The organism is Salipiger sp. (assembly GCF_048261495.1).
Lineage (GTDB): Bacteria > Pseudomonadota > Alphaproteobacteria > Rhodobacterales > Rhodobacteraceae > Salipiger.
Window position 1 is genome coordinate 16,931 of the sequence record NZ_JBLXFX010000002.1, and the last position, 24,246, is coordinate 41,176.

The 24,246-nt window shown below is 66.0% G+C and carries 24 protein-coding genes; 16 read left to right on the forward strand and 8 right to left on the reverse strand.

Features of this window, described 5'->3' with window-relative positions:
• The first annotated feature begins 2 nt into the window (after nucleotides 1–2).
• From ACN0RJ_RS03460 to ACN0RJ_RS03470, 3 genes are all read left to right on the forward strand, one after another.
• Nucleotides 3–782, forward strand: coding sequence for a succinate dehydrogenase iron-sulfur subunit (locus ACN0RJ_RS03460; RefSeq protein ID WP_417719249.1), 780 nt, complete (start codon nucleotides 3–5; stop codon nucleotides 780–782).
• Nucleotides 783–966: 184 nt separating this feature from the next.
• Entirely contained in the window at nucleotides 967–1,125 is a 159-nt protein-coding gene (locus ACN0RJ_RS03465; RefSeq protein WP_417719250.1) for a hypothetical protein, read from the forward strand.
• Nucleotides 1,126–1,194: 69 nt separating this feature from the next.
• On the forward strand, nucleotides 1,195–1,389 hold the full coding sequence (locus ACN0RJ_RS03470; protein ID WP_417719251.1) for a hypothetical protein: 195 nt from the start codon (nucleotides 1,195–1,197) through the stop codon (nucleotides 1,387–1,389).
• 13 nt (nucleotides 1,390–1,402) lie between these two features.
• Here the strand turns inward: ACN0RJ_RS03470 and ACN0RJ_RS03475 are convergent, their stop codons facing one another.
• On the reverse strand, nucleotides 1,403–2,158 hold the full coding sequence (locus ACN0RJ_RS03475) for a sulfite exporter TauE/SafE family protein (protein ID WP_417723755.1): 756 nt from the start codon (nucleotides 2,156–2,158) through the stop codon (nucleotides 1,403–1,405).
• 156 nt (nucleotides 2,159–2,314) lie between these two features.
• Here ACN0RJ_RS03475 and mdh point away from each other — a divergent pair, with 156 nt between their 5' ends.
• The 10 genes from mdh (at nucleotide 2,315) to lpdA (ending at nucleotide 14,537) form a co-directional block, all read left to right on the forward strand.
• Nucleotides 2,315–3,277, forward strand: a complete 963-nt coding sequence (gene mdh, locus ACN0RJ_RS03480) for a malate dehydrogenase (protein WP_417719252.1) — start codon at nucleotides 2,315–2,317, stop codon at nucleotides 3,275–3,277.
• A 110-nt stretch (nucleotides 3,278–3,387) separates the two neighbouring features.
• Entirely contained in the window at nucleotides 3,388–4,266 is an 879-nt protein-coding gene (locus tag ACN0RJ_RS03485; protein WP_417723416.1) for a hypothetical protein, read from the forward strand.
• Nucleotides 4,263–5,006, forward strand: coding sequence for a class I SAM-dependent methyltransferase (locus ACN0RJ_RS03490; RefSeq protein WP_417723417.1), 744 nt, complete (start codon nucleotides 4,263–4,265; stop codon nucleotides 5,004–5,006). The genes ACN0RJ_RS03485 and ACN0RJ_RS03490 overlap by 4 nt, the downstream gene beginning before the upstream one ends.
• A gap of 204 nt (nucleotides 5,007–5,210) precedes the next feature.
• Complete coding sequence (gene sucC, locus ACN0RJ_RS03495) at nucleotides 5,211–6,404, forward strand: ADP-forming succinate--CoA ligase subunit beta (protein ID WP_417719255.1); 1,194 nt, start codon at nucleotides 5,211–5,213, stop codon at nucleotides 6,402–6,404.
• 4 nt (nucleotides 6,405–6,408) lie between these two features.
• Complete coding sequence (locus ACN0RJ_RS03500; RefSeq protein WP_417723418.1) at nucleotides 6,409–6,831, forward strand: hypothetical protein; 423 nt, start codon at nucleotides 6,409–6,411, stop codon at nucleotides 6,829–6,831.
• A gap of 1 nt (nucleotide 6,832) precedes the next feature.
• Nucleotides 6,833–7,717 (forward strand): succinate--CoA ligase subunit alpha, encoded by an 885-nt coding sequence (gene sucD, locus ACN0RJ_RS03505; RefSeq protein ID WP_417723419.1) that lies wholly within the window; start codon nucleotides 6,833–6,835, stop codon nucleotides 7,715–7,717.
• 165 nt (nucleotides 7,718–7,882) lie between these two features.
• A complete protein-coding gene (locus ACN0RJ_RS03510; protein WP_417719258.1) occupies nucleotides 7,883–10,855 on the forward strand; it encodes a 2-oxoglutarate dehydrogenase E1 component in 2,973 nt (990 codons plus the stop codon).
• A 4-nt stretch (nucleotides 10,856–10,859) separates the two neighbouring features.
• Entirely contained in the window at nucleotides 10,860–12,380 is a 1,521-nt protein-coding gene (gene odhB, locus ACN0RJ_RS03515) for a 2-oxoglutarate dehydrogenase complex dihydrolipoyllysine-residue succinyltransferase (RefSeq protein ID WP_417723420.1), read from the forward strand.
• Nucleotides 12,381–12,657: 277 nt separating this feature from the next.
• The gene (locus ACN0RJ_RS03520) at nucleotides 12,658–13,047 is read left to right on the forward strand and encodes an MAPEG family protein (RefSeq protein WP_417723421.1); all 390 of its coding nucleotides are present in this window, start codon (nucleotides 12,658–12,660) and stop codon (nucleotides 13,045–13,047) included.
• A 95-nt stretch (nucleotides 13,048–13,142) separates the two neighbouring features.
• Nucleotides 13,143–14,537, forward strand: coding sequence for a dihydrolipoyl dehydrogenase (lpdA, locus tag ACN0RJ_RS03525; RefSeq protein ID WP_417723422.1), 1,395 nt, complete (start codon nucleotides 13,143–13,145; stop codon nucleotides 14,535–14,537).
• A gap of 115 nt (nucleotides 14,538–14,652) precedes the next feature.
• On the opposite strand, the gene ACN0RJ_RS03530 is transcribed toward lpdA, so the two are convergent.
• From ACN0RJ_RS03530 to ACN0RJ_RS03540, 3 genes are read right to left on the reverse strand one after another with little or no spacing between them, the layout of a single operon-like run.
• On the reverse strand, nucleotides 14,653–15,405 hold the full coding sequence (locus tag ACN0RJ_RS03530) for a lysophospholipid acyltransferase family protein (protein WP_417719262.1): 753 nt from the start codon (nucleotides 15,403–15,405) through the stop codon (nucleotides 14,653–14,655).
• Nucleotides 15,405–16,310: a cell division protein FtsX gene (locus ACN0RJ_RS03535; RefSeq protein WP_417719263.1), complete on the reverse strand. Its 906-nt coding sequence runs from the start codon at nucleotides 16,308–16,310 to the stop codon at nucleotides 15,405–15,407. Before ACN0RJ_RS03535 ends, ACN0RJ_RS03530 begins: the two co-directional genes overlap by 1 nt.
• Nucleotides 16,307–16,981, reverse strand: coding sequence for a cell division ATP-binding protein FtsE (locus ACN0RJ_RS03540; RefSeq protein ID WP_417719264.1), 675 nt, complete (start codon nucleotides 16,979–16,981; stop codon nucleotides 16,307–16,309). The genes ACN0RJ_RS03535 and ACN0RJ_RS03540 overlap by 4 nt, the downstream gene beginning before the upstream one ends.
• Before the next feature lie 160 nt (nucleotides 16,982–17,141).
• Here ACN0RJ_RS03540 and ACN0RJ_RS03545 point away from each other — a divergent pair, with 160 nt between their 5' ends.
• On the forward strand, nucleotides 17,142–18,077 hold the full coding sequence (locus ACN0RJ_RS03545; protein WP_417719265.1) for a zinc-ribbon domain-containing protein: 936 nt from the start codon (nucleotides 17,142–17,144) through the stop codon (nucleotides 18,075–18,077).
• A 30-nt stretch (nucleotides 18,078–18,107) separates the two neighbouring features.
• Here the strand turns inward: ACN0RJ_RS03545 and ACN0RJ_RS03550 are convergent, their stop codons facing one another.
• The 3 genes from ACN0RJ_RS03550 to ACN0RJ_RS03560 form a co-directional block, all read right to left on the reverse strand.
• Nucleotides 18,108–19,373 (reverse strand): ABC transporter permease, encoded by a 1,266-nt coding sequence (locus ACN0RJ_RS03550; RefSeq protein ID WP_417723423.1) that lies wholly within the window; start codon nucleotides 19,371–19,373, stop codon nucleotides 18,108–18,110.
• The gene (locus ACN0RJ_RS03555; RefSeq protein ID WP_417719267.1) at nucleotides 19,370–20,179 is read right to left on the reverse strand and encodes an ATP-binding cassette domain-containing protein; all 810 of its coding nucleotides are present in this window, start codon (nucleotides 20,177–20,179) and stop codon (nucleotides 19,370–19,372) included. Before ACN0RJ_RS03555 ends, ACN0RJ_RS03550 begins: the two co-directional genes overlap by 4 nt.
• 116 nt (nucleotides 20,180–20,295) lie before the next feature.
• Nucleotides 20,296–21,285, reverse strand: a complete 990-nt coding sequence (locus ACN0RJ_RS03560; RefSeq protein ID WP_417723424.1) for an ABC transporter substrate-binding protein — start codon at nucleotides 21,283–21,285, stop codon at nucleotides 20,296–20,298.
• A 336-nt stretch (nucleotides 21,286–21,621) separates the two neighbouring features.
• Here ACN0RJ_RS03560 and ACN0RJ_RS03565 point away from each other — a divergent pair, with 336 nt between their 5' ends.
• The gene (locus ACN0RJ_RS03565; protein WP_417723425.1) at nucleotides 21,622–23,007 is read left to right on the forward strand and encodes an aspartate aminotransferase family protein; all 1,386 of its coding nucleotides are present in this window, start codon (nucleotides 21,622–21,624) and stop codon (nucleotides 23,005–23,007) included.
• 3 nt (nucleotides 23,008–23,010) lie between these two features.
• Entirely contained in the window at nucleotides 23,011–23,721 is a 711-nt protein-coding gene (locus ACN0RJ_RS03570; RefSeq protein WP_417723426.1) for a GNAT family N-acetyltransferase, read from the forward strand.
• Here the strand turns inward: ACN0RJ_RS03570 and ACN0RJ_RS03575 are convergent.
• Nucleotides 23,718–24,152, reverse strand: a complete 435-nt coding sequence (locus ACN0RJ_RS03575) for a MarR family winged helix-turn-helix transcriptional regulator (protein ID WP_417723427.1) — start codon at nucleotides 24,150–24,152, stop codon at nucleotides 23,718–23,720. The two genes, ACN0RJ_RS03570 and ACN0RJ_RS03575, sit on opposite strands and share 4 nt — an antisense overlap.
• Nucleotides 24,153–24,246 lie beyond the last annotated feature (94 nt).

Below are 24,246 nucleotides of genomic sequence, written 5' to 3' on the forward strand. Positions count from 1 at the left end.
AGATGGTTCAATTCACGCTACCCAAGAACTCCAAGGTCCGCACGGGCAAGACCTGGCCCAAGCCGGAGGGCGCGACCAACGTGCGGGCCTTCAAGATCTACCGCTGGAGCCCGGAAGACGGCGAGAACCCGCGCGTCGATACCTATTACCTCGACATGGACAAGTGCGGCCCGATGATCCTGGACGCGCTCATCAAGATCAAGAACGAGGTCGACCCGACCCTGACCTTCCGCCGCTCCTGCCGTGAAGGCATCTGCGGCTCCTGCGCGATGAACATCGACGGGATCAACACCCTCGCCTGCATTTACGGGCTGGACGAGGTCAAGGGCGATGTCCGCATCTACCCGCTGCCGCACATGCCGGTGGTCAAGGACCTGATCCCCGACCTCACGCATTTCTATGCCCAGCACGCCAGCATCATGCCCTGGCTGGAGACCAAGACCAACCGTCCCGAGAAGGAGTGGCGCCAGTCCATCGAGGATCGCAAGAAGCTCGACGGTCTCTATGAATGCGTGATGTGCGCCTCCTGCTCCACCGCCTGCCCGAGCTACTGGTGGAACTCCGACCGTTATCTCGGCCCGGCCGCGCTGCTGCATGCCTACCGCTGGATCATCGACAGCCGCGACGAAGCCACGGGCGAGCGGCTGGACGATCTCGAGGATCCTTTCAAGCTCTACCGCTGCCACACCATCATGAACTGCGCCAAGACCTGCCCCAAGGGTCTGAACCCGGCCAAGGCGATCGCCGAGATCAAGCACATGATGCTGAACCGCGTGGTCTGATCGACCATCCCATATCGCGCCTGTTCTGCCGCCGCCCTCCCCCCGGGGAGGGCGGCGGTTTCCTTTGGGGAACCTTGCGCTCCGCGCATTTCGCACTTGCAGCATCGGTGGTTCCCCCCGCGCCCGCGACTGTTATCTACACCGCGAGGGAGGAACCGACAGACAGAAGACAAGGTCCCGACCGATGCAAGATCTCTCCACCCGAACCGCCGCCGCCCGTGATGCCCTCGCCGCGCTCGATCAGGCGTTCGCCTATTACGCACCCGAGGCCGAGGCGGCCCCCCTTCCCGAAAAGACCGCTTACGAGCCACTGGATGCCGGGGCCTTTGCGCGCGCCGCGTGACCTGCTGGCCATGCGCCGCGGATCGCGGCAGGGTAGCCGCATGACACATGCCGTTCACCGGGGCCGGCGATGATCCTTGTCGTCGGTCTCGTCATCGCCTTCGTCCTGTTGCTGATCTTCACCAACCGGAAAACCCGCCTGTGCCGCTGGCGCGAATCCCGCGCGGGCGAACAGAGCACCTGGCGCTGTATCTCCTGCGGCGCACGGACCACCGGCCCGAAAGGCCAGGCGCCCGAAACCTGTTTCCGCCCGGACCCTCGCTGACGACAGGGGGCGCTCAGCTCAGCCCGTCCCAGATCAGCTTGCCGCCGGTGACGACCAGCAGCATATAGGTCAGTCCGAAGAAGACGCGCTCGGGCACAACCCCGTGCGCGCGGATGCCAAGCCATGTGCCCAGCAAGGCAAAGGGGGCCAGCGCGATGTCGAAAAGCAGGCTTTCCACCGTGAAGATACCCATGGCCGCGTAGAACGCCGCCTTGATGATGTTCACCGCCCAGAACACCAGCACCGTCGTCGCCTGGTAGCGCGTCTTGTCCAGGCCGCGCCCCAGAAGGAAGATCGCCGCCGCCGGTCCGCCGGCGTGACTGACGAAACTGGTGAAGCCCAGAACCCCTCCCGACACCCAGCCCGCGACCACCCCGAACCGCCGCACCGCCCTGCCCCGGCGGCCATAGGTCTGCCACCCCTGCCAGGCCACGAACCCGACCGAAATCACGCCGATCAGGAGGCGGATCATGTCGGGATCGCTGCGGGCATAGAACAGCGCGCCCAGCAAGGTGCCGGGCACCGCCCCCGCCAGAAGCAGCGCCGCATCCGGCCAGGACCACTTGCGCCAATAGGCGGGCAGGCTCGAGGTATCGACCAGCATCAGCAGCGGCAACATCACCCCCAGCGCCTGCCCCGGTTCGATCACCAGCAGGAGAATCGTCGCCGAGGCAAAGGCAGCCCCGGATCCGAAGCCCGCCTTCGAGACACCGGCAAAGATCACTGCCGGGACGGCCACGCAAAAGACCTGCCAGGAAAAGAGCTCAATCAACCGCCTAACCTCTCGATTTCCTTGTCTTTAGCGCCATCACCGTTGCCTTGCCATCCCTTCGGCGGAACAATGCTGCCACGCAGCACCCTTGCGCGTCGTCTTCTAAACCCTTACCCAGACGGCGGATTTCACAAATGGAGCGGAGATAGATCCATGGCCAGACCCAAGATCGCCCTCATCGGCGCGGGACAGATCGGCGGCACGCTTGCGCACCTCGCGGCCCTCAAGGAACTGGGTGATGTCATCATGTTCGACATCGCCGAGGGCACGCCCCAGGGCAAGGCGCTCGACATCGCCGAATCCGGCCCCTCCGAAGGCTTCGACGCCACGCTCAAGGGCACCAACGATTACGCCGACATCGCGGGCGCCGACGTCTGCATCGTGACCGCCGGTGTTCCGCGCAAGCCGGGCATGAGCCGTGACGACCTTCTCGGCATCAACCTCAAGGTGATGAAGTCGGTCGGCGAAGGCATCCGCGACAACGCTCCCGACGCCTTTGTCATCTGCATCACCAACCCGCTCGACGCGATGGTCTGGGCGCTGCAGCAGTTCTCGGGCCTGCCCGCGAACAAGGTCTGCGGCATGGCCGGTGTGCTCGACTCCGCGCGCTTCCGCCATTTCCTCGCGACCGAGTTCAACGTCTCCATGAAGGATGTCACCGCCTTCGTTCTGGGCGGCCACGGCGACACCATGGTGCCCTCCGTGCGCTATTCCACCGTTGCCGGTATCCCCCTGCCCGACCTGGTCGACATGGGCTGGACCACGCAGGACAAGCTCGACGCGATCGTGCAGCGCACCCGTGACGGCGGCGCCGAGATCGTCGGCCTGCTCAAGACCGGCTCCGCCTTCTACGCCCCCGCGACCTCGGCCATCGAGATGGCGGAATCCTATCTCAAGGACCAGAAGCGCGTTCTGCCCTGCGCCGCATGGTGCGACGGCGAATTCGGCCTGAACGGCATGTATGTCGGTGTTCCGACCGTAATCGGTGCCGGCGGCATCGAGAAGATCGTGAACATCAAGCTCAACAAGGAAGAGCAGGAAATGTTCGACGTCTCCGTCAAGGCCGTCAAGGGCCTGGTCGACGCCTGCAAGGGCATCGACGAGTCGCTCGCCTGATCCGCAAGACACGGGCCCCCGGAGCGATCCGGGGGCCCTTTTCCGTCATGGGGCGCAAGCGACAGACCGTCTGGTTCGTGTACCGAAAGGCCCGTATCAATCGCGGCTCCATGATCATGCGCGCCCACCAGCTCTGCGCCCTTGCGCAGCAGCACCTGGGCGAAGACTACGATTTCCGCCTGTTGCGCATGCCGGGTCAGTCCACGCCGGGATTGCAGTCGCTCTGGGCACGGACCCGCCCCCGCGGCGGCATCTATTTCATGACCAAGGTCTGCACCCGCGCCCTGACAACCGAAAACGCGCTGCGCCTGCAGGCCAAGGCGGACGGCGTGATCTTCGACCACGTGGACAGCGATCTGCGCGACATCCGCATTCCCGGCGCCGACGTTCACCTCTGCTGTTCCTACGACATGCTCGCCGCGCTGAAGGCCCGGCAACTCCGCGAGTCGATCCCCGGCAAGCCGATGCTCCTGCTGCACAACGCGGACGCGCGGCTATATGATCAGTCCTTTCCCGGGACCGATCATTTCAGCCCGGTCTATTGCGGTACGGAGAGCCTCGGCCATCTTCCCGACCCGATCAGGGCCCGCATGGACATTCTGGACGGCAGCGGCGTCGCCTCCATGGAAGAGGCGATCCGCCGCCTGCCGAACTACAATTTTCATTACTGCCTGCGCTCGGACGACAATCCGGACGACGAGCTCTACAAACCCTTCACCAAGGGGTTCACCGCCGCCGTCTGCCGCTCGAACGTCATGGCCCACCGCGAAACCTCGGACGTGGTCGAATTCCTCGGCGAGGATTATCCCTACCTCGTTTCCTCGCTATCCGATCAAGAGGTTCTCGACACTCTCGACCGGGCGAGTCTAGGGTTCGGCGGGGCGGATTGGCAGCGCGGCATGGAGATGATGCGCAGCGTCGAAGACCGGATTTCCCCCTCGGCCATCGCGGCCCAGATAAAGAGTATTTTGAGGGAGCTGGGCGTATGAGCCTGTTCGCGCGCAAACCGAAGATCAAACCGGGCTACCATATCGACCCGGAGTTTCAGCCCCACAACGGCACTCATTATATCGAGGTGATGGACAGGCTCGAAGCCCATCTGAAACCCCGGCTCTATCTGGAGATAGGATCGCGCAGCGGCACCTCCGTCGCGCGGCGGTCCTGCAGCTTCATCGCCGTCGACCCGGAATTCCGCATCACCGCGGACGTTTTCAATACCTCCGAACACATGCTGTTCTTTCAGCAGACCAGCGACGATTTCTTCGCTTCCCGTTTCCTGCAGAATGCCGGGCTGGTGCCCGACCTGGCCTTCATCGACGGGATGCACCTGTTCGAATTCGCCCTGCGCGATTTCATCAATTGCGAGGCGTCGATGCGGCCGGACGGCGTGATCTGCCTGCACGATGTCGCGCCCTTCAACCACGACATGATCACCCGCGACCTGGCCTACCTGGGGCGGAGCCTGCCCTGGACCGGCGATGTCTGGAAGGTGATGGCGGTTCTGAAGGAATACCGCCCCGACCTTGCGGTCGAGTTGCTGAACGCCGCGTCGACGGGGCTGGGCGTCGTTTCGGGGCTCGATCCCGAGAACCGCGTGCTCGGTGACCGGATGGACGAAATCCTGGAGCGCTTCGGCGACCGGAGCCTCGCCGACTTCGGCGTCGAGCGGTATTTCGACCTGTTTCCGCTCAAGCGACCCGAGGATCTCAACCTCTGGACCTTTCCCTGAGCGCCTTGCGAATCAGCAGTTTGCACCGTTAGCGCGCGCATTTCCGCCGGCTGTCGAATTTTGTGATCACAGTGAAAAAGAGTGTGATCACAAACCCGAAAATTTGCTCGCATTTCTCTGCGTTCGGCCATATTTCGTTTAACGCAGGCCGCTATGCAGGCGTATACCGGCCCCGAAAACGCAGCAAGACGGGAAGAGTCTTCCATGAACATCCACGAATATCAGGCGAAAGCGCTTCTGCGCGACTATGGCTGCCCGGTCTCGGACGGCCGGGTCGTGCTGAGCGCGAACGATGCCAAGACGGCGGCGGGCGAACTGGACGGACCTCTCTGGGTCGTGAAGGCGCAGATCCACGCGGGCGGCCGCGGCAAGGGCTCCTTCAAGGAATCCGGAGCCGGTGAAAAGGGCGGCGTGCGCCTGGCCAAGTCGGTCGAGGAAGCCGCCGAGCAGGCCAAGCTGATGCTCGGAAACACGCTGGTGACGCATCAGACCGGCCCGGCGGGCAAGCAGGTCAACCGGATCTACATCGAAGACGGCTCGGACATTTCCCGCGAACTCTACCTCGCCCTGCTGGTCGACCGCGGCTCGTCGCGGATCACCGTGGTCTGCTCGACCGAAGGCGGCATGGACATCGAAGAGGTCGCCGCCAGCACCCCGGAGAAGATCCTCAACATCACCATCGACCCGGCCACCGGCTACGTGCCCTACCACGGCCGTCGCGTCGCCTTCGCGCTCGGACTCGAGGGCGGCCAGGTCAAGCAGATGGTCAAGCTTCTGGGCCAGCTCTACACCGCCTTCGTCGAGAAGGACATGGAGATGCTCGAGATCAACCCGCTGATCGTCATGGAAAACGGCAGCCTGAAGCTGCTCGACGCGAAGCTCGGCTTTGACGGCAACGCGCTCTACAAGCATCCCGACATCCAGTCCCTGCGCGACGAGACCGAGGAGGATTCCAAGGAACTCGAAGCCTCGAAATACGATCTCAACTACATCGCGCTCGATGGTGAGATCGGCTGCATGGTGAACGGCGCGGGCCTTGCCATGGCGACCATGGACATCATCAAGCTCTACGGCGCCGAGCCTGCCAACTTCCTCGACGTGGGCGGCGGCGCGACCAAGGAGAAGGTGACCGAGGCGTTCAAGATCATCACCTCCGATCCCAACGTCAAAGGCATCCTCGTCAACATCTTCGGCGGCATCATGCGCTGCGACGTCATCGCCGAGGGCGTGATCGCCGCGGTGAAGGAAGTGGGCCTCAAGGTTCCGCTGGTCGTCCGTCTCGAAGGCACCAACGTGGACCTCGGCAAGAAGATCATCAACGAGTCCGGACTCGACGTGATCGCCGCCGACAACCTGGCCGATGGCGCCGAGAAGATCGTGAAGGCCGTCAAGGGTTGAACGGATGGCGCTGATCGCAAAAATCGACCCCCCGCTGACCATTGCCGACGGGACTGCGCAGATCCATGCGCGGCCCTACAAGCATGCTGCGATCAAGCCGGGGGACGAGATCTTTGTCTGGACGTCGGAAACGTCCGGCGGGCACGGGCTGGCCGCGCATGGCGCGGTCACGGCTGCCCGGATCGACAGCTTTCCGAACAGGACGGGACCCGGCGAGCACAAGGAACTCGTGCTCGACGTCCGGATCGTCAGCGCGGCGCCCCTGCGCCCGCTGACGCTGGACCGGATCGCTCCGCGCCGCGACGGCGACGGGGCCGATCCCGAGGCTCCCGTTGCCAAGGTCCTCTACTCACACGCACTCAACAAGATCACCTCGATAGAGTCCGACATCGCGGACTTTGTCAGGTCGCACTTCGAGGAACATTAGAATGTCCGTACTCGTCGACGAAAATACCAAGGTCATCTGTCAGGGCTTCACCGGCTCGCAGGGCACCTTCCACTCCGAACAGGCCATCGCCTACGGCACCAAGATGGTCGGCGGCGTGACCCCCGGCAAGGGCGGCACGACGCACCTTGACCTTCCGGTCTTCAACTCGGTCCACGAGGCCGTGCACGTGACCGAAGCCAATGCCACCGTGATCTACGTCCCGCCGCCCTTCGCCGCGGACTCGATCCTGGAGGCCATCGACGCGGAGGTCCCCCTGATCGTCTGCATCACCGAGGGCATCCCCGTCCTCGACATGATGAAGGTCAAGCGGGCGCTGATCGACAGCCCCTGCCGCCTGATCGGCCCGAACTGCCCCGGTGTCATCACGCCCGACGCCTGCAAGATCGGCATCATGCCCGGCCACATCCACATGCGCGGCTCGGTCGGCGTCGTGTCGCGCTCCGGCACCCTGACCTACGAGGCGGTCAAGCAGACCACCGACATGGGTCTCGGCCAATCCTCGGCCGTCGGCATCGGCGGCGACCCGATCAAGGGCACCGAACACATCGACGTGCTCGCCATGTTCCTCGACGATCCGGAAACCGAATCCATCATCATGATCGGTGAAATCGGCGGCTCCGCCGAAGAAGAAGCCGCGGAATTCCTCGCCGAGCAGAAGAAGAAGGGCCGCTGGAAGCCGACCGCCGGCTTCATCGCCGGGCGCACCGCCCCTCCGGGACGCCGCATGGGCCATGCCGGTGCCATCGTCGCCGGTGGCAAGGGCGATGCGGAAAGCAAGATCGAGGCGATGAAATCCGCCGGAATCGTGGTTGCGGACAGCCCCGCAACCCTCGGCGAAGCCGTGATGAAAGCCATCAAGGGCTGATCATTGCCGCCGCAAGTCCGGGCGATTGCGCCCGCTTGCGGAAACAACCATATGGCCGGGCAGGAAAGACTTGCCCGGTCGAACCCCGGGGTCGGAGCATCATGACGGGGACCGGTCGGTCCCTCTCCTGCTGCTCCACCGATCGGTCAGAAAAGGACGCGCGCTATGACGGATCAAAGCTCGAACGACATTTTCCATGCCTCCAGCTTCATGCAGGGGGCCAACGCGGAATACCTCGAACAGATGTATGCCCGCTACGCATCGGACCCGAACGCGGTCGATGCGGCCTGGCAGGAGTTCTTCCGCGCCCTGGGCGATGACGACGGCGCGGTAAAGAAGGAGGCGCAGGGCGCGTCCTGGGATCGGGCCGACTGGCCGCCGACACCCGACGACGACCTGACCGCCGCGCTGACCGGCGAATGGCCGATGCCGGTGCCGCCGAAGGAAGCGCGCGGCGCCGCGCAGAAGATCACCGAAAAGGCCGCCGAAGCCGGTGTGAGCCTCAGCAACGACCAGGTGAAGCGCGCCGTTCTGGATTCGATCCGCGCGCTGATGATCATCCGCGCCTACCGCATCCGGGGCCACCTCGCCGCCGATCTCGACCCGCTGGGCCTGCACGGCCGCGAACCGCACCCCGAGCTCGACCCCAAGGCCTACGGCTTCACCGATGCCGACCTCGACCGTCCGATCTTCATCGACAACGTGCTCGGCCTCCAGATCGCCTCGCTGCGCGAGATCGTGGGCGTTCTGAAGCGCACCTATTGCGGCACCTTCGCCCTGCAGTACATGCACATCTCCGACCCCGAGCAATCCGCCTGGCTCAAGGAGCGGATCGAAGGCTACGGCAAGGAAATCAGCTTCACCCGCGAAGGGCGCAAGGCCATCCTCAACAAGATGGTCGAAGCCGAAGGTTTCGAGAAGTTCCTGCATGTCAAGTACATGGGGACCAAGCGGTTCGGTCTCGACGGCGGCGAAAGCCTGATCCCCGCGATGGAGCAGATCATCAAGCGCGGCGGCAACCTCGGCGTGTCCGACATCGTGGTCGGCATGCCCCACCGCGGCCGCCTTTCGGTGCTCGCCAACGTGCTGCAGAAGCCCTACCGCGCGATCTTCAACGAATTCCAGGGCGGCTCCTTCAAGCCCGAGGACGTGGATGGCTCGGGCGACGTGAAATACCACCTCGGCGCCAGCTCGGACCGCGAGTTCGACGGCAACAAGGTGCACCTGTCGCTGACCGCCAACCCCAGCCACCTCGAAGCGGTGAACCCCGTCGTCCTGGGCAAGGTCCGCGCCAAGCAGGATCAGCTCGGCGACATCGAACGCAAGCAGGTCCTGCCGATCCTGCTGCACGGCGATGCGGCCTTTGCAGGCCAGGGCGTCGTGGCGGAATGCTTCGCGCTTTCGGGTCTGCGCGGTCACCGCACCGGCGGCACCATCCATATCGTCGTGAACAACCAGATCGGTTTCACCACGGCGCCGCACTTCTCGCGCTCCTCGCCCTACCCCACCGACAACGCGCTGGTTGTCGAGGCGCCGATCTTCCACGTCAACGGGGATGACCCCGAGGCGGTGGTGCACGCCGCCAAGGTCGCGACCGAGTATCGCCAGAAGTTCGGCCGCGACGTGGTCATCGACATCTTCTGCTACCGCCGGTTCGGTCACAACGAGGGCGACGAGCCCATGTTCACCAACCCGATCATGTACAAGCAGATCAAGGGCCACAAGACGACCCTCACGCTCTACACCGAGCGGCTGGTCAAGGACGGTCTCATCCCCGAGGGCGAGATCGAGGACATGAAGGCCGCGTTCCAGGCCCGCCTCAACGAGGAATTCGAGGCCGGAAAGACCTACAAGCCGAACAAGGCCGACTGGCTCGACGGACGCTGGTCGCATCTCGATGCGCAGAAGGAAGGCAACTACCAGCGCGGCGAGACCGCCATCGTGCCGGAGACCTTCGCCGAGATCGGCAAGGGTCTGACGACGGTTCCCGACGGCTTCCCGCTGCACAAGACCGTGGGCCGCTTCCTCGAGTCGCGCGCGCAGATGTTCGAGACCGGCAAGGGCTTCGACTGGGCAACGGCGGAAAGCATCGCCTTCGGCTCCCTCCTGACCGAGGGCTACCCGGTGCGTCTCGCCGGTCAGGACAGCACGCGCGGCACCTTCTCGCAGCGCCACTCGGGCCTCGTGAACCAGGAGAACGAGGATCGCTACTACCCGCTGAACCACATCCGGGAGGGTCAGGCCCGCTACGAGGTCATCGATTCCGCCCTGTCCGAATATGCCGTGAGCGGGTTCGAATACGGCTACTCGCTGGCAGAGCCGAACGCCCTCACCCTCTGGGAAGCGCAGTTCGGCGACTTCGCCAACGGCGCGCAGATCATGTTCGACCAGTTCATCAGCTCGGGCGAAAGCAAGTGGCTGCGGATGTCGGGCCTCGTCTGCCTGCTGCCGCACGGCTACGAAGGCCAGGGGCCGGAGCATTCCTCCGCCCGGCTGGAACGGTTCCTGCAGATGTGCGGCCAGGACAACTGGATCGTGGCGAATTGCTCGACCCCGGCCAACTACTGCCACATCCTGCGCCGCCAGCTGCACCGCAGCTACCGAAAGCCGCTGATCCTGATGACGCCGAAGTCGCTTCTGCGCCACAAGCTCGCGGTGTCGGATGCCGAGGATTTCGTGACCGGCTCCTCCTTCCACCGCGTCCTCTGGGACGATGCGGAAAAGGGCCACTCGGACACCGTCCTCAAGCCCGATGCGGAGATCAGGCGCGTCGTGATGTGCGCCGGCAAGGTCTATTACGACCTGCTGGAAGAGCGTGACGCGCGCGGCATCGACGATGTCTACCTGATGCGGATCGAGCAGTTCTATCCCTTCCCGGCGATCTCGCTGGTGAAGGAACTGGAGCGGTTCAAGGGGGCCGAGATGATCTGGTGCCAGGAAGAGCCCAAGAACCAGGGGGCCTGGACCTTCATCGAACCCAATATCGAATGGGTGCTCAGCCGCATCGACGCGGCCCATCAGCGGCCGCGCTACGTGGGCCGCGCCACCTCGGCTTCGCCCGCGACGGGTCTGGCCAGCCAGCACAAGGCACAACAGCAGGCGCTCGTGAACGAAGCGCTGACGATCGAAGGGAACTGAGACAATGACGACCGAAGTGCGCGTCCCCACGCTCGGGGAATCCGTGACCGAGGCCACCGTGGCGACCTGGTTCAAGAAACCGGGCGACTCCGTGGCCCTGGACGAGATGCTCTGCGAGCTCGAGACCGACAAGGTGACCGTCGAGGTTCCCTCGCCCATCGAAGGCGTGCTCGAGGATATCGTTGCCAAGGAAGGCGACACCGTCGGCGTCGATGCCCTGCTGGCCAATATCGCCCCCGCGGGCGAAGCCGGCTCCGCCAGTGTCGAGGAGCGTCCCTCTGCCAAGGCCGCCGAGGCGCCCGCCGCCTCCGGCGGTGGCAAGTCCGTCGACGTCATGGTCCCGACCCTCGGCGAATCCGTGACAGAGGCGACCGTCTCGACCTGGTTCAAGAAGGCCGGCGAGTCCGTCCAGCAGGACGAGATGCTGTGCGAGCTGGAAACCGACAAGGTCTCGGTCGAGGTTCCGGCGCCCGCCTCCGGCGTCCTGTCCGAAATCCTCGCCAAGGAAGGCGACACCGTTCAGGCCGGCGGCAAGCTGGGCGTGATCGGCGCCGGAGCGGGTGCGGCCGCGCCCGCCGCCGCGACCGAACCACCCGCCGAGGCATCCGCCCCTGCCGCCTCCGGCAAGGATGTGGAGAATGCGCCTTCCGCCAGGAAGGCCATGGCCGAGGCAGGCCTCTCCCGCGACCAGGTCACCGGCTCCGGCAAGGACGGCCGGGTGATGAAATCGGACGTCTCCGCCGCCATCGCCGCCGCGAAATCGGCCCCCGCGCCGGCCGCTGCCGCCCAGGCCTCGCCGCGTGCCCCCGTAGCCGCCGAGGATGCCGGCCGCGAGGAGCGGGTCAAGATGACCCGTCTGCGCCAGACCATCGCCCGCCGCCTCAAGGACGCGCAGAACACCGCCGCCATGCTCACCACCTACAACGAGGTGGACATGACCGAGGTGATGGCCCTGCGCAGCCAGTACAAGGACCTGTTCGAGAAGAAGCACGGCGTGCGTCTCGGCTTCATGTCCTTCTTCACCAAGGCCTGCGTGCACGCCCTGAAGGAGGTCCCCGAGGTCAACGCCGAAATCGACGGCACCGACGTGGTCTACAAGAACTTCGTGCACATGGGGATTGCCGCCGGCACGCCCCAGGGCCTCGTGGTGCCCGTGCTGCGCGACGTCGATCAGAAGTCCTTCGCCGAGATCGAGAAGGAGATCAACGAAAAGGGCAAGCGCGCCCGTGACGGCAAACTCTCCATGGCCGAGATGCAGGGCGGCACCTTCACCATCTCCAACGGCGGCGTCTACGGCTCGCTGATGTCCTCGCCGATCCTGAACCCGCCGCAGTCGGGCATCCTCGGCATGCACAAGATCCAGGACCGCCCCATGGCGATCAACGGCAAGGTCGAGATCCGCCCGATGATGTATCTCGCGCTCAGCTACGATCACCGCATCGTCGACGGCAAGGGCGCCGTGACCTTCCTCGTCCGCGTGAAAGAGGCGCTCGAGGATCCCCGCCGCCTGCTGATGGATCTCTGACCGAAATGACCCGCCAGCCCCTGATGACCACGCCGACGGACGGAGGCCCCGCAGCCTCCGACTCCGACGGCATTCATGGGCTGGCCGGGGCTCCGTACCGTCGCCCGGCGCGCGCTTGCGAGCGTCGGCTACAGCATTGCGGCATGGCAACAAACCGGAGATCGCGGCCAGCAATCCGCGACATTCCGGCCCTGCGGCCGACGGCTTCCGGTTCCGGTCTGCGGCTTTCCGACCCGGATCGCGCCGGCTTGGCCCCCCGATCCCGAAGGCCGCTGACGTGACCCCCGAACTCACCGCCCTCACCCTTGCTGCCTTGCTCCAGGTCGCGCAGTTCGGGATCTACTCCGTCTCCGCGCAACGACAGGTCGGCACCCGTTACGCCGCCTCTTCCCGAGACACCCCGCGCCAGCTCACGGGCATCGCCGGCCGTGCCCAGCGGGCCATGACCAACCACTTCGAAGGCCTCATCCTCTTCACCATCGCCGTGTTCGTCGTGACCTTCGCCGACAAGGGCAATGCGGTGACCTCCGGCTGCGCGCTGCTCTATCTCGTCGCGCGCGTTCTCTATATCCCCGCCTACCTCTTCGGCTGGACGCCCTGGCGCTCGCTGATCTGGGCAGTCGGCTTTGCCGCCACCACCGCCATGCTCATCGCCGCGCTGCTGTGAGGCATCTTCTGGCTCAAAATATCCCGGGGTGAACGGGCCGCCAGGCCCGGAGGGGCAGCGCCCCTGCCCGCATCGACCAAGAAAGGACAACCGTAATGGCACAATACGACGTCATCGTCATCGGCGCGGGCCCCGGCGGCTACGTGGCCGCCATCCGCTGCGCGCAACTCGGGCTCAAGACCGCCTGCGTGGAAGGCCGCGACACCCTTGGCGGCACCTGCCTGAACGTGGGCTGCATCCCGTCCAAGGCCCTGCTGCACGCCTCCCATCAGCTCCACGAGGCAGAGCACAACTTCGCCGCCATGGGCCTGAAGGGCAAGGCGCCGAGCGTCGACTGGAAACAGATGCTCTCCTACAAGGACGACGTGATCGGCCAGAACACCAAGGGCATCGAATTCCTGTTCAAGAAGAACAAGATCGACTGGCTCAAGGGCTGGGGCTCCATCCCCGAAGCAGGCAAGGTCAAGGTCGCCGATGACATCCACGAGGCGAAGAACATCATCATCGCCTCCGGGTCCGAAGCCGCCTCGGTTCCCGGCGCGGAGGTCGAGATCGACGAAAGGATCGTCGTGACCTCCACCGGCGCGCTGGACCTTCCCAAGATACCGAAGAAGATGATCGTCATCGGCGCGGGCGTGATCGGCCTCGAGATGGGCTCGGTCTATGCACGCCTCGGCACCGAGGTCGAAGTCATCGAATATCTCGACGCCATCACCCCCGGCATGGACGCCGAAGTCCAGCGCAGCCTGCAGAAGCTTCTGGCAAAACAGGGGCTGAAATTCACCCTCGGCGCGGCGGTGTCCAAGGTCGAAACCGGCCGCAACAAGGCCGCCGTCACCTACACCCTGCGCAAGGACGACACCGAACACACCGCCGAGGCAGACGTGGTCCTGGTCGCCACCGGACGCAAGCCGTTTGTCGACGGGCTCGGACTCGACGCGCTGGGGATCGAGATGACGAAGCGCGGCCAGATCGCGACCGATGCCCAGTGGCGCACCAACCTGCCCGGCATCTACGCCATCGGCGACGTGATCGAAGGTCCGATGCTGGCCCACAAGGCCGAGGACGAAGGCATGGCCTGTGCCGAGGTCATCGCCGGCAAGCACGGGCACGTGAATTACGGCGTCATCCCCGGCGTGATCTACACCTGGCCCGAAGTGGCCTCCATCGGCGCGACCGAACAGCAACTCAAGGAAGAGGGCCGCAGCTACAAGGCCGGAAAGTTCTCGTTCATGGGCAATGCCCGGGCCAAAGCGGTCTTCGCCGGCGAAGGCTTCGTCAAGCTGCTGGTCGACAAGGAAACCGACCGCGTGCTCGGCTGCCACATCATCGGCCCCTCGGCCGGCGACCTGATCCACGAGATCTGCGTGGCGATGGAATTCGGCGCCTCGGCCGAAGACGTCGCCCTCACCTGCCACGCGCACCCCACCTTCTCGGAAGCCGTGCGCGAAGCGGCGCTCGCCTGCGGCGACGGCGCCATTCACGCCTGATCGCGACGACGGGGCCCCGCACGACCGCGGGACCCCGTCCCGCAAATTCCTTTCAAGGAATTTGCAAATCTCTTGAAAGAGATTTGGCGCCCGGAACTGCCGGAGCGCGCAGGTCTCAGCCCTGCGCGGGGGCCGGTGCCTCGGCCATGAACCCGGCTTCGACCAGAAGGCGATCCGAGGCGGTTTCGACCTCGGTCTCGAGCCGGTTGAGGAACGGGTCCCGCGCCACCCCCGGCTCGATCACCGGCAGGAATTCGACCACCGCCACACCCGGCTTGCGATAGACGCCGCGCCGGGGCCAGAACACGCCGCAATTCGTGGCGGCAGGCACGCAGGGCTGGCCCAGTTGCTCATAAAGAACCGCAGGGCCGATCTTGTAGGGCATCTTCACGCCCGGCGCGACCCGCGTGCCCTGCGCGTAGATGATCAGCTGACCGGGGCGCACCGCGCCCGCGGCCACATCCGCGACCATCTTCTTGATCGCCGCGCCGCGCTTGCCGCGATTGACCGGCACGCAGCCGATCCGCAGCGCGTATTGGCCCAGGACGGGCGTCCACAGCAATTCCCGCTTCATGATGAAACGGCCCGCGGGCACCGAGGAAAAGATCATGATGATGTCGAGGAAGCTCTGGTGCTTGCCGGCAACCAGCATCGCTCCGGTCGGTGGCGTGCCGCGCACCTCTGTCTTGAGCCCGACCATCCAGCGGGCGCTCCAGCGCACCCAGTGGCACCATGCCAGGCAGGCCGCCTGCGCCCCGTTGCGCGAGATCAGCGCCCAGGGAAAGAACAGGATTCCGACGACCCCCATGGCCACGTACATCTGCGTGTTGAATATCAGCGAACGCAGCCATTGAACGGCATATCTCATCAGCTCAGATCTCCCAGAACCCGCCGCGCCGCACCGGCGGTCGCGGCAAAGGCCACCGCTCCGGCCAGCGGTGGCACCAACAGCGGAACCAGCCAGTGCCAACCCCGGAAGGACAGGCCGGTCAGGAAATCTCCCGCCTCGCCGCCCGAAGGCATCAGCGCGACCGCGACCACCCCGAGGACCGTCCCGACCGCCGCGCCCACCAGCGCCCGCAGCGTGAAGCGGCGCACGAAGGCGCGCGCGATATAGGCATCGGTGGCGCCGACCAGCCGCAGCACCGCGATGACCTGCGCATTTGCCGCCAGCGCCGCGTTGGCCGCAAGCGTCACCATGGCCGCGACCGCCGCCGCGATCAGCCCGGCCGCCAGCCAGCCGAACAACTTCAGCCGCGCGGCCGCCGTGACCAGCGGCCTGCGCCAGCGCGTGTGATCGTCCAGGATCGCGCCCGGCACCTCGGCCTGAAGGCGCAGGCGCAGACCGTTGCCGTCATAGCCGTCCCCGGTCTCGATGACCTCGATAAGCTGCGGCACCGGCAGATCGCCCAGCGGCAGGTCCGGGCCGAACCACGGCTCCAGCAGGGCCTGCTCCTCCTCGACGGAAAGCGCCCGCGCCGAGGCCACGCCGGGCGTCTGTCCCAGCAGGCGGAGCGCGGCTTCGGTCTGCGCCGCGCGCTGACCGTCCGGGGCCGAAATGCGCACCGTCGAGGAGCGGGCGAGTTCGTCGCCCCAGCGCGTCGCCAACCGCCCGGCGGCCAGCGACAGGGCCAGCGCGAACACCGCGAGAAAGGCCATCGCAGCCGCGACGAACAGCGTCAGCCGCGCCGTGAAGCCGGTGGGCGGCACCACGCGATCGGCCTTGGCATCGCCCCGCGCCAATGCCTTGAGAGACGGAAGCGATACTTTCACAGATCCACCCCCGCCGCCTGCAACTGGCGGTTCGAGATCCGCAGGACCCGCGCCTGCACCTGCGCCTTTGCGGCGCGGATCAGGGCAAGGTCATGCGTCGCGATCAGGATGGTCTTGCCCATGCGGTTCAGTTCGACCAGCAGGCGCAGCAGCCGTTGCGACATCTCCCAGTCGACGTTGCCGGTCGGCTCGTCCGCCAGAACGACCTCGGGCGACATGATGACCGCGCGGGCCAGCGCCGCGCGCTGGCGCTCGCCCCCGGACAGTTCCGGCGGCAGCGCATCGGCCCGCTCGGTGAGCCCGACCCAGGACAGCAGCTCGCGCAGGTTCTCGCCCTGCCCCGCCTCCTGCCCCGACACGGCCAGCGGCAGGGCAACGTTCTCGGACAGCGGCAGATGGTCGAGGAACTGGCAATCCTGGTGCACCACGCCGATCCTGCGGCGGCACATGGCGATCTGGTCGCGGTCCATCTGCCGGACATCCCGGTCGAACAGCCGGACCTGCCCCGAGGTGGCGATCAGCGCGCCGTAACAGAGCTTCATCAGGGTGGTCTTGCCCGCCCCGGAAGGCCCGGTCAGAAAGTGAAACGATCCCGGCGCAAGCTGGAGCGACATGGCGGTGAGCAACTCTCCCCCGCCATAGCTGTAGGCCACATTGTCCAGCTCGATCACGCGCGCGCGTCCCCGTCCCCGAAGTTGCCCTGTTGTGCCCGAGCCGCGCCACACATGCAATCCGCCCGGTCAGGGGAAATTGGGCTTTTCGGGGCTTTCCGGGTAACCTATTGTCACGCAACGAACCCGGGAGGCCAATCCCCGGAAAATTGGGGGCGACATGCGGCTCATATGCCCGAATTGCGGCGCGCAATACGAGGTGCCTACGGAAGTCATTCCGTCGGGTGGCCGGGATGTTCAATGTTCCAGTTGCGGGCATACCTGGTACCAGGCACATCCCGACGACGACCCGGAACTTGCCGAAGAGCAGGGCCTCGGCGAGGATGAAACCGGCCTCGGATTCGACCCGGAGCCCGAGCCCGCCCCCGAGGTGGTTCCGCATCGGCGCACCCGCGCCGCGCCGCCACCGGCGCCCGCCCCCGAGCCGGATGACGAGGACGATGAGCCGGAGGAAGAGGAGGAGGCTCCCGTCTCCGCCCCCGAACCCGTCGCCAAACCCAAGCCGCGCGGGCTCGACCCGTCGGTGGCCGAGGTGCTGCGCGAAGAGGCGGAGCGCGAGGCCCGGCACCGTGCCTCTCGGACCAACACCTTGGAAAGTCAGCCGGATCTCGGCCTGATGGAACCTGACGAGGACGAAGCTGCCCGCCGCACCCGCGAAGCGCGCGATCGCATGGCCCGGATGCGCGGCGAGCCGCCGGCCTCCGAGCGTCCGGCAGAGCGCGAGGTGTCGGGCGGTGCCGCCGCCGCGGCGGCCGCCGGGACCCGGCGCGAGCTGCTTCCGGACATCGAGGAAATCAACCAGACCCTGCGCGCCTCGTCCGAGCGGCGCAGCGTCGAAACCGTGCAGGGGCGCGCCGCCATCGAGGAGGAGCGCGACCGCAGGGGCGGCGGCTTCGGCCGCGGCTTCCGCATGGTGCTCGCCCTCGCGGTCATCGCCATCGCCGTCTACGTGCTGGCGCCGAAGATCGTCGATATCTTCCCCGGCGCGGCTCCGGCGCTCGATGTGTACCTCGACAAGGTGGATATGCTCAGGCTCTGGCTCGACGGGCAGATCCGGGTCCTGCTTCCGTCGGAAGGCGGCACGGCCGGGAACTGACCCCCGGGGCGCTGCGGGCGACCGGCGGTTTCAGCCCCGCCCCTTCCAGGGCACGAGACGCCGTTCGGCAAAGCGCATGATCATGTCGATGCCGAAGCCGATGGCGCCGATCAGGATGATGCCCATGATGACGATATCGGTGAGCTGAAACTTCGACGCCACCATGATCATCATGCCCGCGCCCTTCTCGGCCGCCACCAGTTCTGCGGCGACGACGGTGCCCCAGCAGACCCCCATCGCCACGCGCGCGCCGGTAAAGATGTCGGGCAGGGAATTGGGGATGATGACGTGCCGCAGGATCTGCACCTTCGAGGCCCCGAGCGAATAGGCCGCGTGGACCTTGGAGATCTTGACCCCCGACACGCCCGAGCGCGCGGCGATCGCCATGATCCAGAGCGCCGCGAGGAACAGAAGGATGATCTTGCCCGCCTCGCCGATCCCCGCCCAGATGATGACCAGCGGGATCAGTGCCAGCGGCGGCACCGGGCGCATGAACTCCACGATGGGATCGAACCAGCCGCGGAACCAGTCCGAGAGTCCCATGGCATAGCCGAGCGGAATTCCCACCAGCGCCCCGAGCAGGAAACCGACGATCACCCGGAACAGAGAATAGCCCAGATGTTCCCACAGGGTGCTGTCGCGATAGCCGTTGGTCGCGATCTCCTTCAGCCGGGCAAGAACGGCTTCGGGCGGCGGCAGCCATATCGGCTCCATCTGCCAGCCCTTCGCCGGTTCGAAGGTGAGCGTGCCCTTGGGCGACATGCCGACGCGGCCATGCTCGGTCATCACCTCGCCGCCCGGCCGGATCGGCTGGCCGTTCACCGCGACCACCCGGTGCCCGCTGTCCCGGCCGAAGTCGTCGTTGCGGTCCACCCGCAGCAGACCGGAGCGCCAGGCCCCCACGCTGTCGGCATCGTTCTTTGCCCACCCGTCGCCGGGCGCGACCCGAGGCGGCGCGACCTCCTCACCCACGGGGGCGACGCGGATCGTCACCGTCGCGTCATCCGGCGGCGTGCCGTCCGCCTCCGCGGTATAGGTAAAGGTCGCATCCCCGATGAACGGCCCCGGCGCGTGCAGCAGCGGCGGCAACCAGGCGGAGCCGGTGAACGCCCCCCAGAGCAGGAAAATGGCCAGGATCGACACGACCGAGGCGATGCGGTTCGGCCGCACCGCGCTTTCGTCGCCGAAGGTCACCGTCTTGCGGCCCGTGAAGTCGCTGATCGACCGGTGCACCACCAGCTTGACCACGGCGAAGGAGGCCACGAAGATCGCGACATAGATCAGCAGGACGATCATGCCGCGCCCTCCGCGGTGCGGCCCATGATCTCCTCCTCCATGTCCCAGATCATGCCGAGGATCTCTTCGCGCCTCGCGGCGAACTCGGGGTGCTTCTTGACCGCGCGAAGATCCTCGCCGACCCCCAGATCGGCGAAGGGCAGACGGTATTCGCGGTGGATGCGCCCGGGACGGGGCGCCATGACCAGCAGGCGCTCGCCCAGCAACAGGGCCTCCTCGACCGAATGGGTGATGAGGATGATGGTCTTGCCGGTCTCCTTCCAGAGCTTCAGCACCAGCGATTGCATCTTTTCCCTGGTCAGCGCGTCCAGCGCGCCGAGCGGTTCGTCCATCAGGATCACATCCGGATCGTTGGCAAGGCACCGCGCAAGCGCCACGCGCTGCTGCATCCCTCCGGAGAGTTCGTAGACGGCCTTTTCCTTGAAATCGCGCAGCCCGACCACATCCAGCAGATGATCCACGTGCGGGCCCCAGTCCCGCTCCCGGCGCCCCGCCATGCGCGGCCCGAAGCTGACATTGCCGCGCACATCCATCCATTCGAACAGCGCGCCCTGCTGAAACACCATTCCCCGCTCGGCCGCCGGCCCCGTGACCGGCCGACCGTGCAGGCGGAGCGTGCCGTCGGTCGGCGCGAGGAACCCGGCGACGATGTTCAGCAAGGTCGTCTTGCCGCAACCCGACGGCCCGAGCACGGACAGTAACTCACCGCTTTCCAGATGCAGCGAGACATCCTTGAGCGCCTGGACGGAGGTTCCGTTCGGAAGGTCGAACCGCATGGAAAGGTTTTCGATGGTCAATCCGCGCATCGCACCCCCTCTTGGCGCTCCGGCCGGGGCCGGGGGCAAAAGTTTTCAAAACTTTTGCAAAATTCTTGAAGAATTTTGGGCGCGGGATGGAGATGGTCTTCCCCGCGCCCGGACGGTCACATGCTCTCGGCGGTTTCCAGCGGACCGGTGTTCACGTGATCCGCGTAGCTGTCGAGGGCGGAGTCGATGGAGCCCGCCTCGACGAAGACATCCGCCACGCCCTTCATGAACTCCTGCGCGCCGCCTCCGAGCCATTTGACCGAAAGCTGGTCGCCGACGTTGGGGAAGACGAAGGTGGCGATGGTTTCGCGCGTGGCCTCGAGGTCCATGCCCGCATCCTTCGCGATCACCGGCAGCATCTTTTCCTGGTTGGCGGGATCCGCCCACATGGCATTGGCATCCCGCGTGACCTTGAGGAATTTCGCGGCGAGGTCCGAGTTTTCCGCGATCCAGCCCGCCGGGCCGGAGGTCACGTCGAAGACGAGGATGCCCAGTTCCTCCTTTTCGGCGCCGGTCAGCAGCACGTTGCCGTGCTCCTTCATCCGGCGCAGCGACCCGCCCCAGCCACAGGCCATGTCGACGGCCCCTTGGGCGATGGCGGCAGCGCCGTCGGGCGGTGCCATGTCGACGATGTCGAGGCTCGCGAGGTCGACGCCGAAATGCGACATCTGCTTCAGGAAGCCGTAATGCGCCGCGGTGCCGAGCGGCACGGCGACCTTCTTCCCGGCGAGTTCCGCGGCGGAATCCTTGTCGATCTCCAACTCCTCGCGCACGACGCAATTGTCGTTGTCCGAATAGCTGACCGCGACGTCGAGCACCTGCAGATCCTGTCCGGCCGAGGCAGCGACCACGAAGGGCGGCACGCCCTGCGACACCGACAGCTGCACATCGCCCGAGGCCATGGCCGCGCTCATCGCCGTGCCGGTGTCGAAGCTGACCCAGTTGATGTCGACGCCCATGGCGTCTTCGTAGAAGCCCTCGGCCTTGGCGTATTCGAAGGGCATCGGCCATTCGAGGAAATACCCGACCGTTATGCTTTCGGCTTGGGCGCCCCCCGCGACGAGGGATGCCGCGGCAACGGCGCCGAACAAGGATGTCTTCGTCATGCAAATCTCCCCATGGTTCATGCCCCGCGCGTGGCTGGCGGGGCTTGCCCCGATCCGAGCGGAAAACGCCCTTTCGATCAATGATTAATCCTCCGGGATCGGCGTCGGGGCCAGGTCTTTCGCGCCCGGGCGCCCCCGAAGGCGCCGGGACAAACTCCTGATAATGCGGAGGTTTCATCCGCCCTGTGCGGGCATCCAAGGCCCGGCTCCGGCCACTGGCACTACAGGCCACATGAGTCTGGACCTAAGACTTGCCTATCTTTGCGGCTCATCTGCCGGTATCGCGCCGGTGCCGCCCCCTGCGGCCAGCGCCCCATCATCGCTTAGGAGAGCCCCATGGACGGCACCCTCACGCAGAACGATCTTTCCCATGTGGTCGAGGCCGACAAGGCCCATGTCTGGCACCATCTCGTCCAGCACAAGGCCTATGAAACCTCCGACCCGCGCATCATCGTCGAGGGCAAGGGCATGCGGGTCTGGGATCAGAACGGCAAGGAGCATCTTGATGCCGTCTCGGGCGCCGTCTGGACGGTGAACGTCGGCTACGGGCGCAAATCCATCGTCGACGCGATCAGCGAGCAGTTGATGAAGCTGAACTATTTCGCCGGCGCTGCCGGGTCGATCCCGGGGGCGCTCTTTGCCGAGAAGCTGATCTCGAAGATGCCCGGCCTGACCCGCGTCTACTACACGAACTCCGGGTCCGAGGCCAACGAGAAGGCCTTCAAGATGGTCCGCCAGATCGCCCACAAGCGCCATGGCGGCAAGAAGCACAAGATCCTCTACCGCGAGCGGGATTACCACGGCACCACCATCGCCGCGCTGTCCGCCGGCGGTCAGCCCGAGCGCAACGCCCAGTACGGCCCCTTTGCGCCGGGCTTCGTCGAGGTGCCGCACTGCCTCGAATACCGCGCCCAGTGGGACCTGTCGGGCGAGGCCTACGGCCGGCGCGCAGCGGATGCCATCGAGGAGGTGATCCTGCGCGAAGGCCCCGACACCGTCGGCGCGCTCTGCCTGGAGCCTGTGACGGCGGGCGGCGGCGTGATCGTGCCGCCCCCCGGCTACTGGGAGCGCGTGCAGGAGATCTGCCGCAAGTACGACATCCTCCTGCACATCGACGAGGTGGTCTGCGGCGTCGGGCGCACCGGCACCTGGTTCGGCTACCAGCATTACGGCATCGAGCCCGATTTCGTCACGATGGCCAAGGGCGTCGCCTCGGGCTATGCCGCCATCGCCTGCTGCGTGACCTCCGAGCGCGTGTTCGACCTGTTCAAGGACGATGCCTCGGATCCGCTCAACTACTTCCGCGACATCTCGACCTTCGGCGGTTGCACCGCCGGCCCCGCCGCCGCGATCGAGAACATGCGCATCATCGAGGACGAGGATCTGCTCGGCAATACCACCCGCATGGGCGAGTACATGCTCGACCGGCTGGGCGAGCTGCAGGACAAGCACGCCGTGGTGGGCGATGTACGCGGCAAGGGTCTGTTCCTCGGCGCCGAGCTGGTTTCGGACCGCGCGACCCGCGCCCCCGTTTCGGAGAAGGAGGTCGGCGCCGTGGTCGGCGCCTGCAACGCCGCCGGGGTCATCATCGGGGCGACGAACCGCTCGGTTCCCGGGCTGAACAACACGCTGTGTTTTGCCCCCGCGCTGATCGCCACGAAGGACGATATCGACCAGATCGTCGACACGGTGGACGTGGCGCTTACCAAGGTCTTCGGCTGAGCCATGACGCAATCGACCCTGAACACGCTCGGGCAGCCTGTCGGGCTGCCCGTGGACGGCACCTTTCCCCGCCCCCGCCCGTCGCGCAGCCCGATGCGGGGGCGGCGCGTGACGCTCGAACCGCTGGCGGCCTCCCATGCGGCGGGTCTGTTCGAGGCCTTTTCGCTCGACCCCGAAGGCAGCGACTGGACCTACCTGCCGATCGCCCCCTTCACCGACCTGCAGGCGGCAGAGGCCTGGACGGCCACGGCATCTGCCAGCGAAGACCCCCTCTTCTTCGCCATCGTCGGGGGGGACGGCACCGTCCTAGGCTTCTGCTCCTACCTGCGGATCGACCCGGCCGTCGGGAGCATCGAGGTCGGTTTCATCCATTTTTCGCCCCTCATGCAGCGCAGGCCGGAGGCGACCGAGGCGATGTTCCTCATGATGTCCCGCGCCTTCGACGATCTGGGATATCGCCGCTACGAATGGAAATGCGACGCGCTCAACGCCCCCTCGCGCAGGGCGGCACAACGGCTGGGCTTTACCTACGAGGGCACGTTCCGCCAGGCCACGATCGTGAAGGGCCGCAACCGGGACACGGCATGGTTCTCCATCCTCGACAACGAATGGCCCGCGCTGCGCAGCCGCTTCGAGCGCTGGCTGGACCCGTCCAATTTCGATGAGGACGGGCGGCAACGGCAATCTCTGGCCGAGATGCCCGCCGGGGGCTAACCCTCGGCAGGGGCGCGCAGCCGGTCGCGCAGGTTGTTCAACTCTTCCCGCATCCGGACCAGTTCCTCCACCGGCAGGCCGATCCTGTCGGCGAGGCATTGCGGGATGTGCCGCGCCCGCTCCTGCATCACCCGTCCCGCCCCGGTCAGCGCGACGAGAACGCGCCTCTCGTCGGCCTTGTCGCGCGTCCGGGTAATCAGCGCCTGCGCTTCGAGGCGCTTCAGCAGGGGCGTCAACGTGTTGGATTCAAGCTGCAGCGAGCGTCCCAGCGCGCCCACCGTCACCGCGTCCTCGTCCCACAAGGCAGTCATCACCAGGTATTGCGGATAGGTGAGTCCGAGGTCCTCCAGCAGTGGCGCATAGGCCTGTTGCATGGCGTGCTGCGCCGAATAGAGCGCAAAGCAGATCATGTCGGGGGGTGCGAGTGTCATGGGGCATAGTTAGGTCGTACGCGATATGATCGCAAGAGTCTTGACTCGGCGGCTCTCGCCGTCTAATTCAATCGCACACGATATAATCGCTCAT

Bases quoted from the DNA above. Each gene is read 5' to 3' on its own strand.
- ACN0RJ_RS03555 (WP_417719267.1), bottom strand. From the start codon at position 20,179: ATGCGCGGATTGACCATCGAAAACCTTTCCATGCGGTTCGACCTTCCG.
- odhB (WP_417723420.1), top strand. From the start codon at position 10,860: ATGACGACCGAAGTGCGCGTCCCCACGCTCGGGGAATCCGTGACCGAG.
- ACN0RJ_RS03465 (WP_417719250.1), top strand. From the start codon at position 967: ATGCAAGATCTCTCCACCCGAACCGCCGCCGCCCGTGATGCCCTCGCC.
- sucC (WP_417719255.1), top strand. From the start codon at position 5,211: ATGAACATCCACGAATATCAGGCGAAAGCGCTTCTGCGCGACTATGGC.
- ACN0RJ_RS03470 (WP_417719251.1), top strand. From the start codon at position 1,195: ATGATCCTTGTCGTCGGTCTCGTCATCGCCTTCGTCCTGTTGCTGATC.
- ACN0RJ_RS03460 (WP_417719249.1), top strand. From the start codon at position 3: ATGGTTCAATTCACGCTACCCAAGAACTCCAAGGTCCGCACGGGCAAG.
- ACN0RJ_RS03510 (WP_417719258.1), top strand. From the start codon at position 7,883: ATGACGGATCAAAGCTCGAACGACATTTTCCATGCCTCCAGCTTCATG.
- ACN0RJ_RS03570 (WP_417723426.1), top strand. From the start codon at position 23,011: ATGACGCAATCGACCCTGAACACGCTCGGGCAGCCTGTCGGGCTGCCC.
- mdh (WP_417719252.1), top strand. From the start codon at position 2,315: ATGGCCAGACCCAAGATCGCCCTCATCGGCGCGGGACAGATCGGCGGC.
- ACN0RJ_RS03560 (WP_417723424.1), bottom strand. From the start codon at position 21,285: ATGACGAAGACATCCTTGTTCGGCGCCGTTGCCGCGGCATCCCTCGTC.
- lpdA (WP_417723422.1), top strand. From the start codon at position 13,143: ATGGCACAATACGACGTCATCGTCATCGGCGCGGGCCCCGGCGGCTAC.
- ACN0RJ_RS03490 (WP_417723417.1), top strand. From the start codon at position 4,263: ATGAGCCTGTTCGCGCGCAAACCGAAGATCAAACCGGGCTACCATATC.
- ACN0RJ_RS03530 (WP_417719262.1), bottom strand. From the start codon at position 15,405: ATGAGATATGCCGTTCAATGGCTGCGTTCGCTGATATTCAACACGCAG.
- ACN0RJ_RS03550 (WP_417723423.1), bottom strand. From the start codon at position 19,373: ATGATCGTCCTGCTGATCTATGTCGCGATCTTCGTGGCCTCCTTCGCC.
- ACN0RJ_RS03565 (WP_417723425.1), top strand. From the start codon at position 21,622: ATGGACGGCACCCTCACGCAGAACGATCTTTCCCATGTGGTCGAGGCC.
- sucD (WP_417723419.1), top strand. From the start codon at position 6,833: ATGTCCGTACTCGTCGACGAAAATACCAAGGTCATCTGTCAGGGCTTC.
- ACN0RJ_RS03500 (WP_417723418.1), top strand. From the start codon at position 6,409: ATGGCGCTGATCGCAAAAATCGACCCCCCGCTGACCATTGCCGACGGG.
- ACN0RJ_RS03545 (WP_417719265.1), top strand. From the start codon at position 17,142: ATGCGGCTCATATGCCCGAATTGCGGCGCGCAATACGAGGTGCCTACG.
- ACN0RJ_RS03575 (WP_417723427.1), bottom strand. From the start codon at position 24,152: ATGACACTCGCACCCCCCGACATGATCTGCTTTGCGCTCTATTCGGCG.
- ACN0RJ_RS03485 (WP_417723416.1), top strand. From the start codon at position 3,388: ATGATCATGCGCGCCCACCAGCTCTGCGCCCTTGCGCAGCAGCACCTG.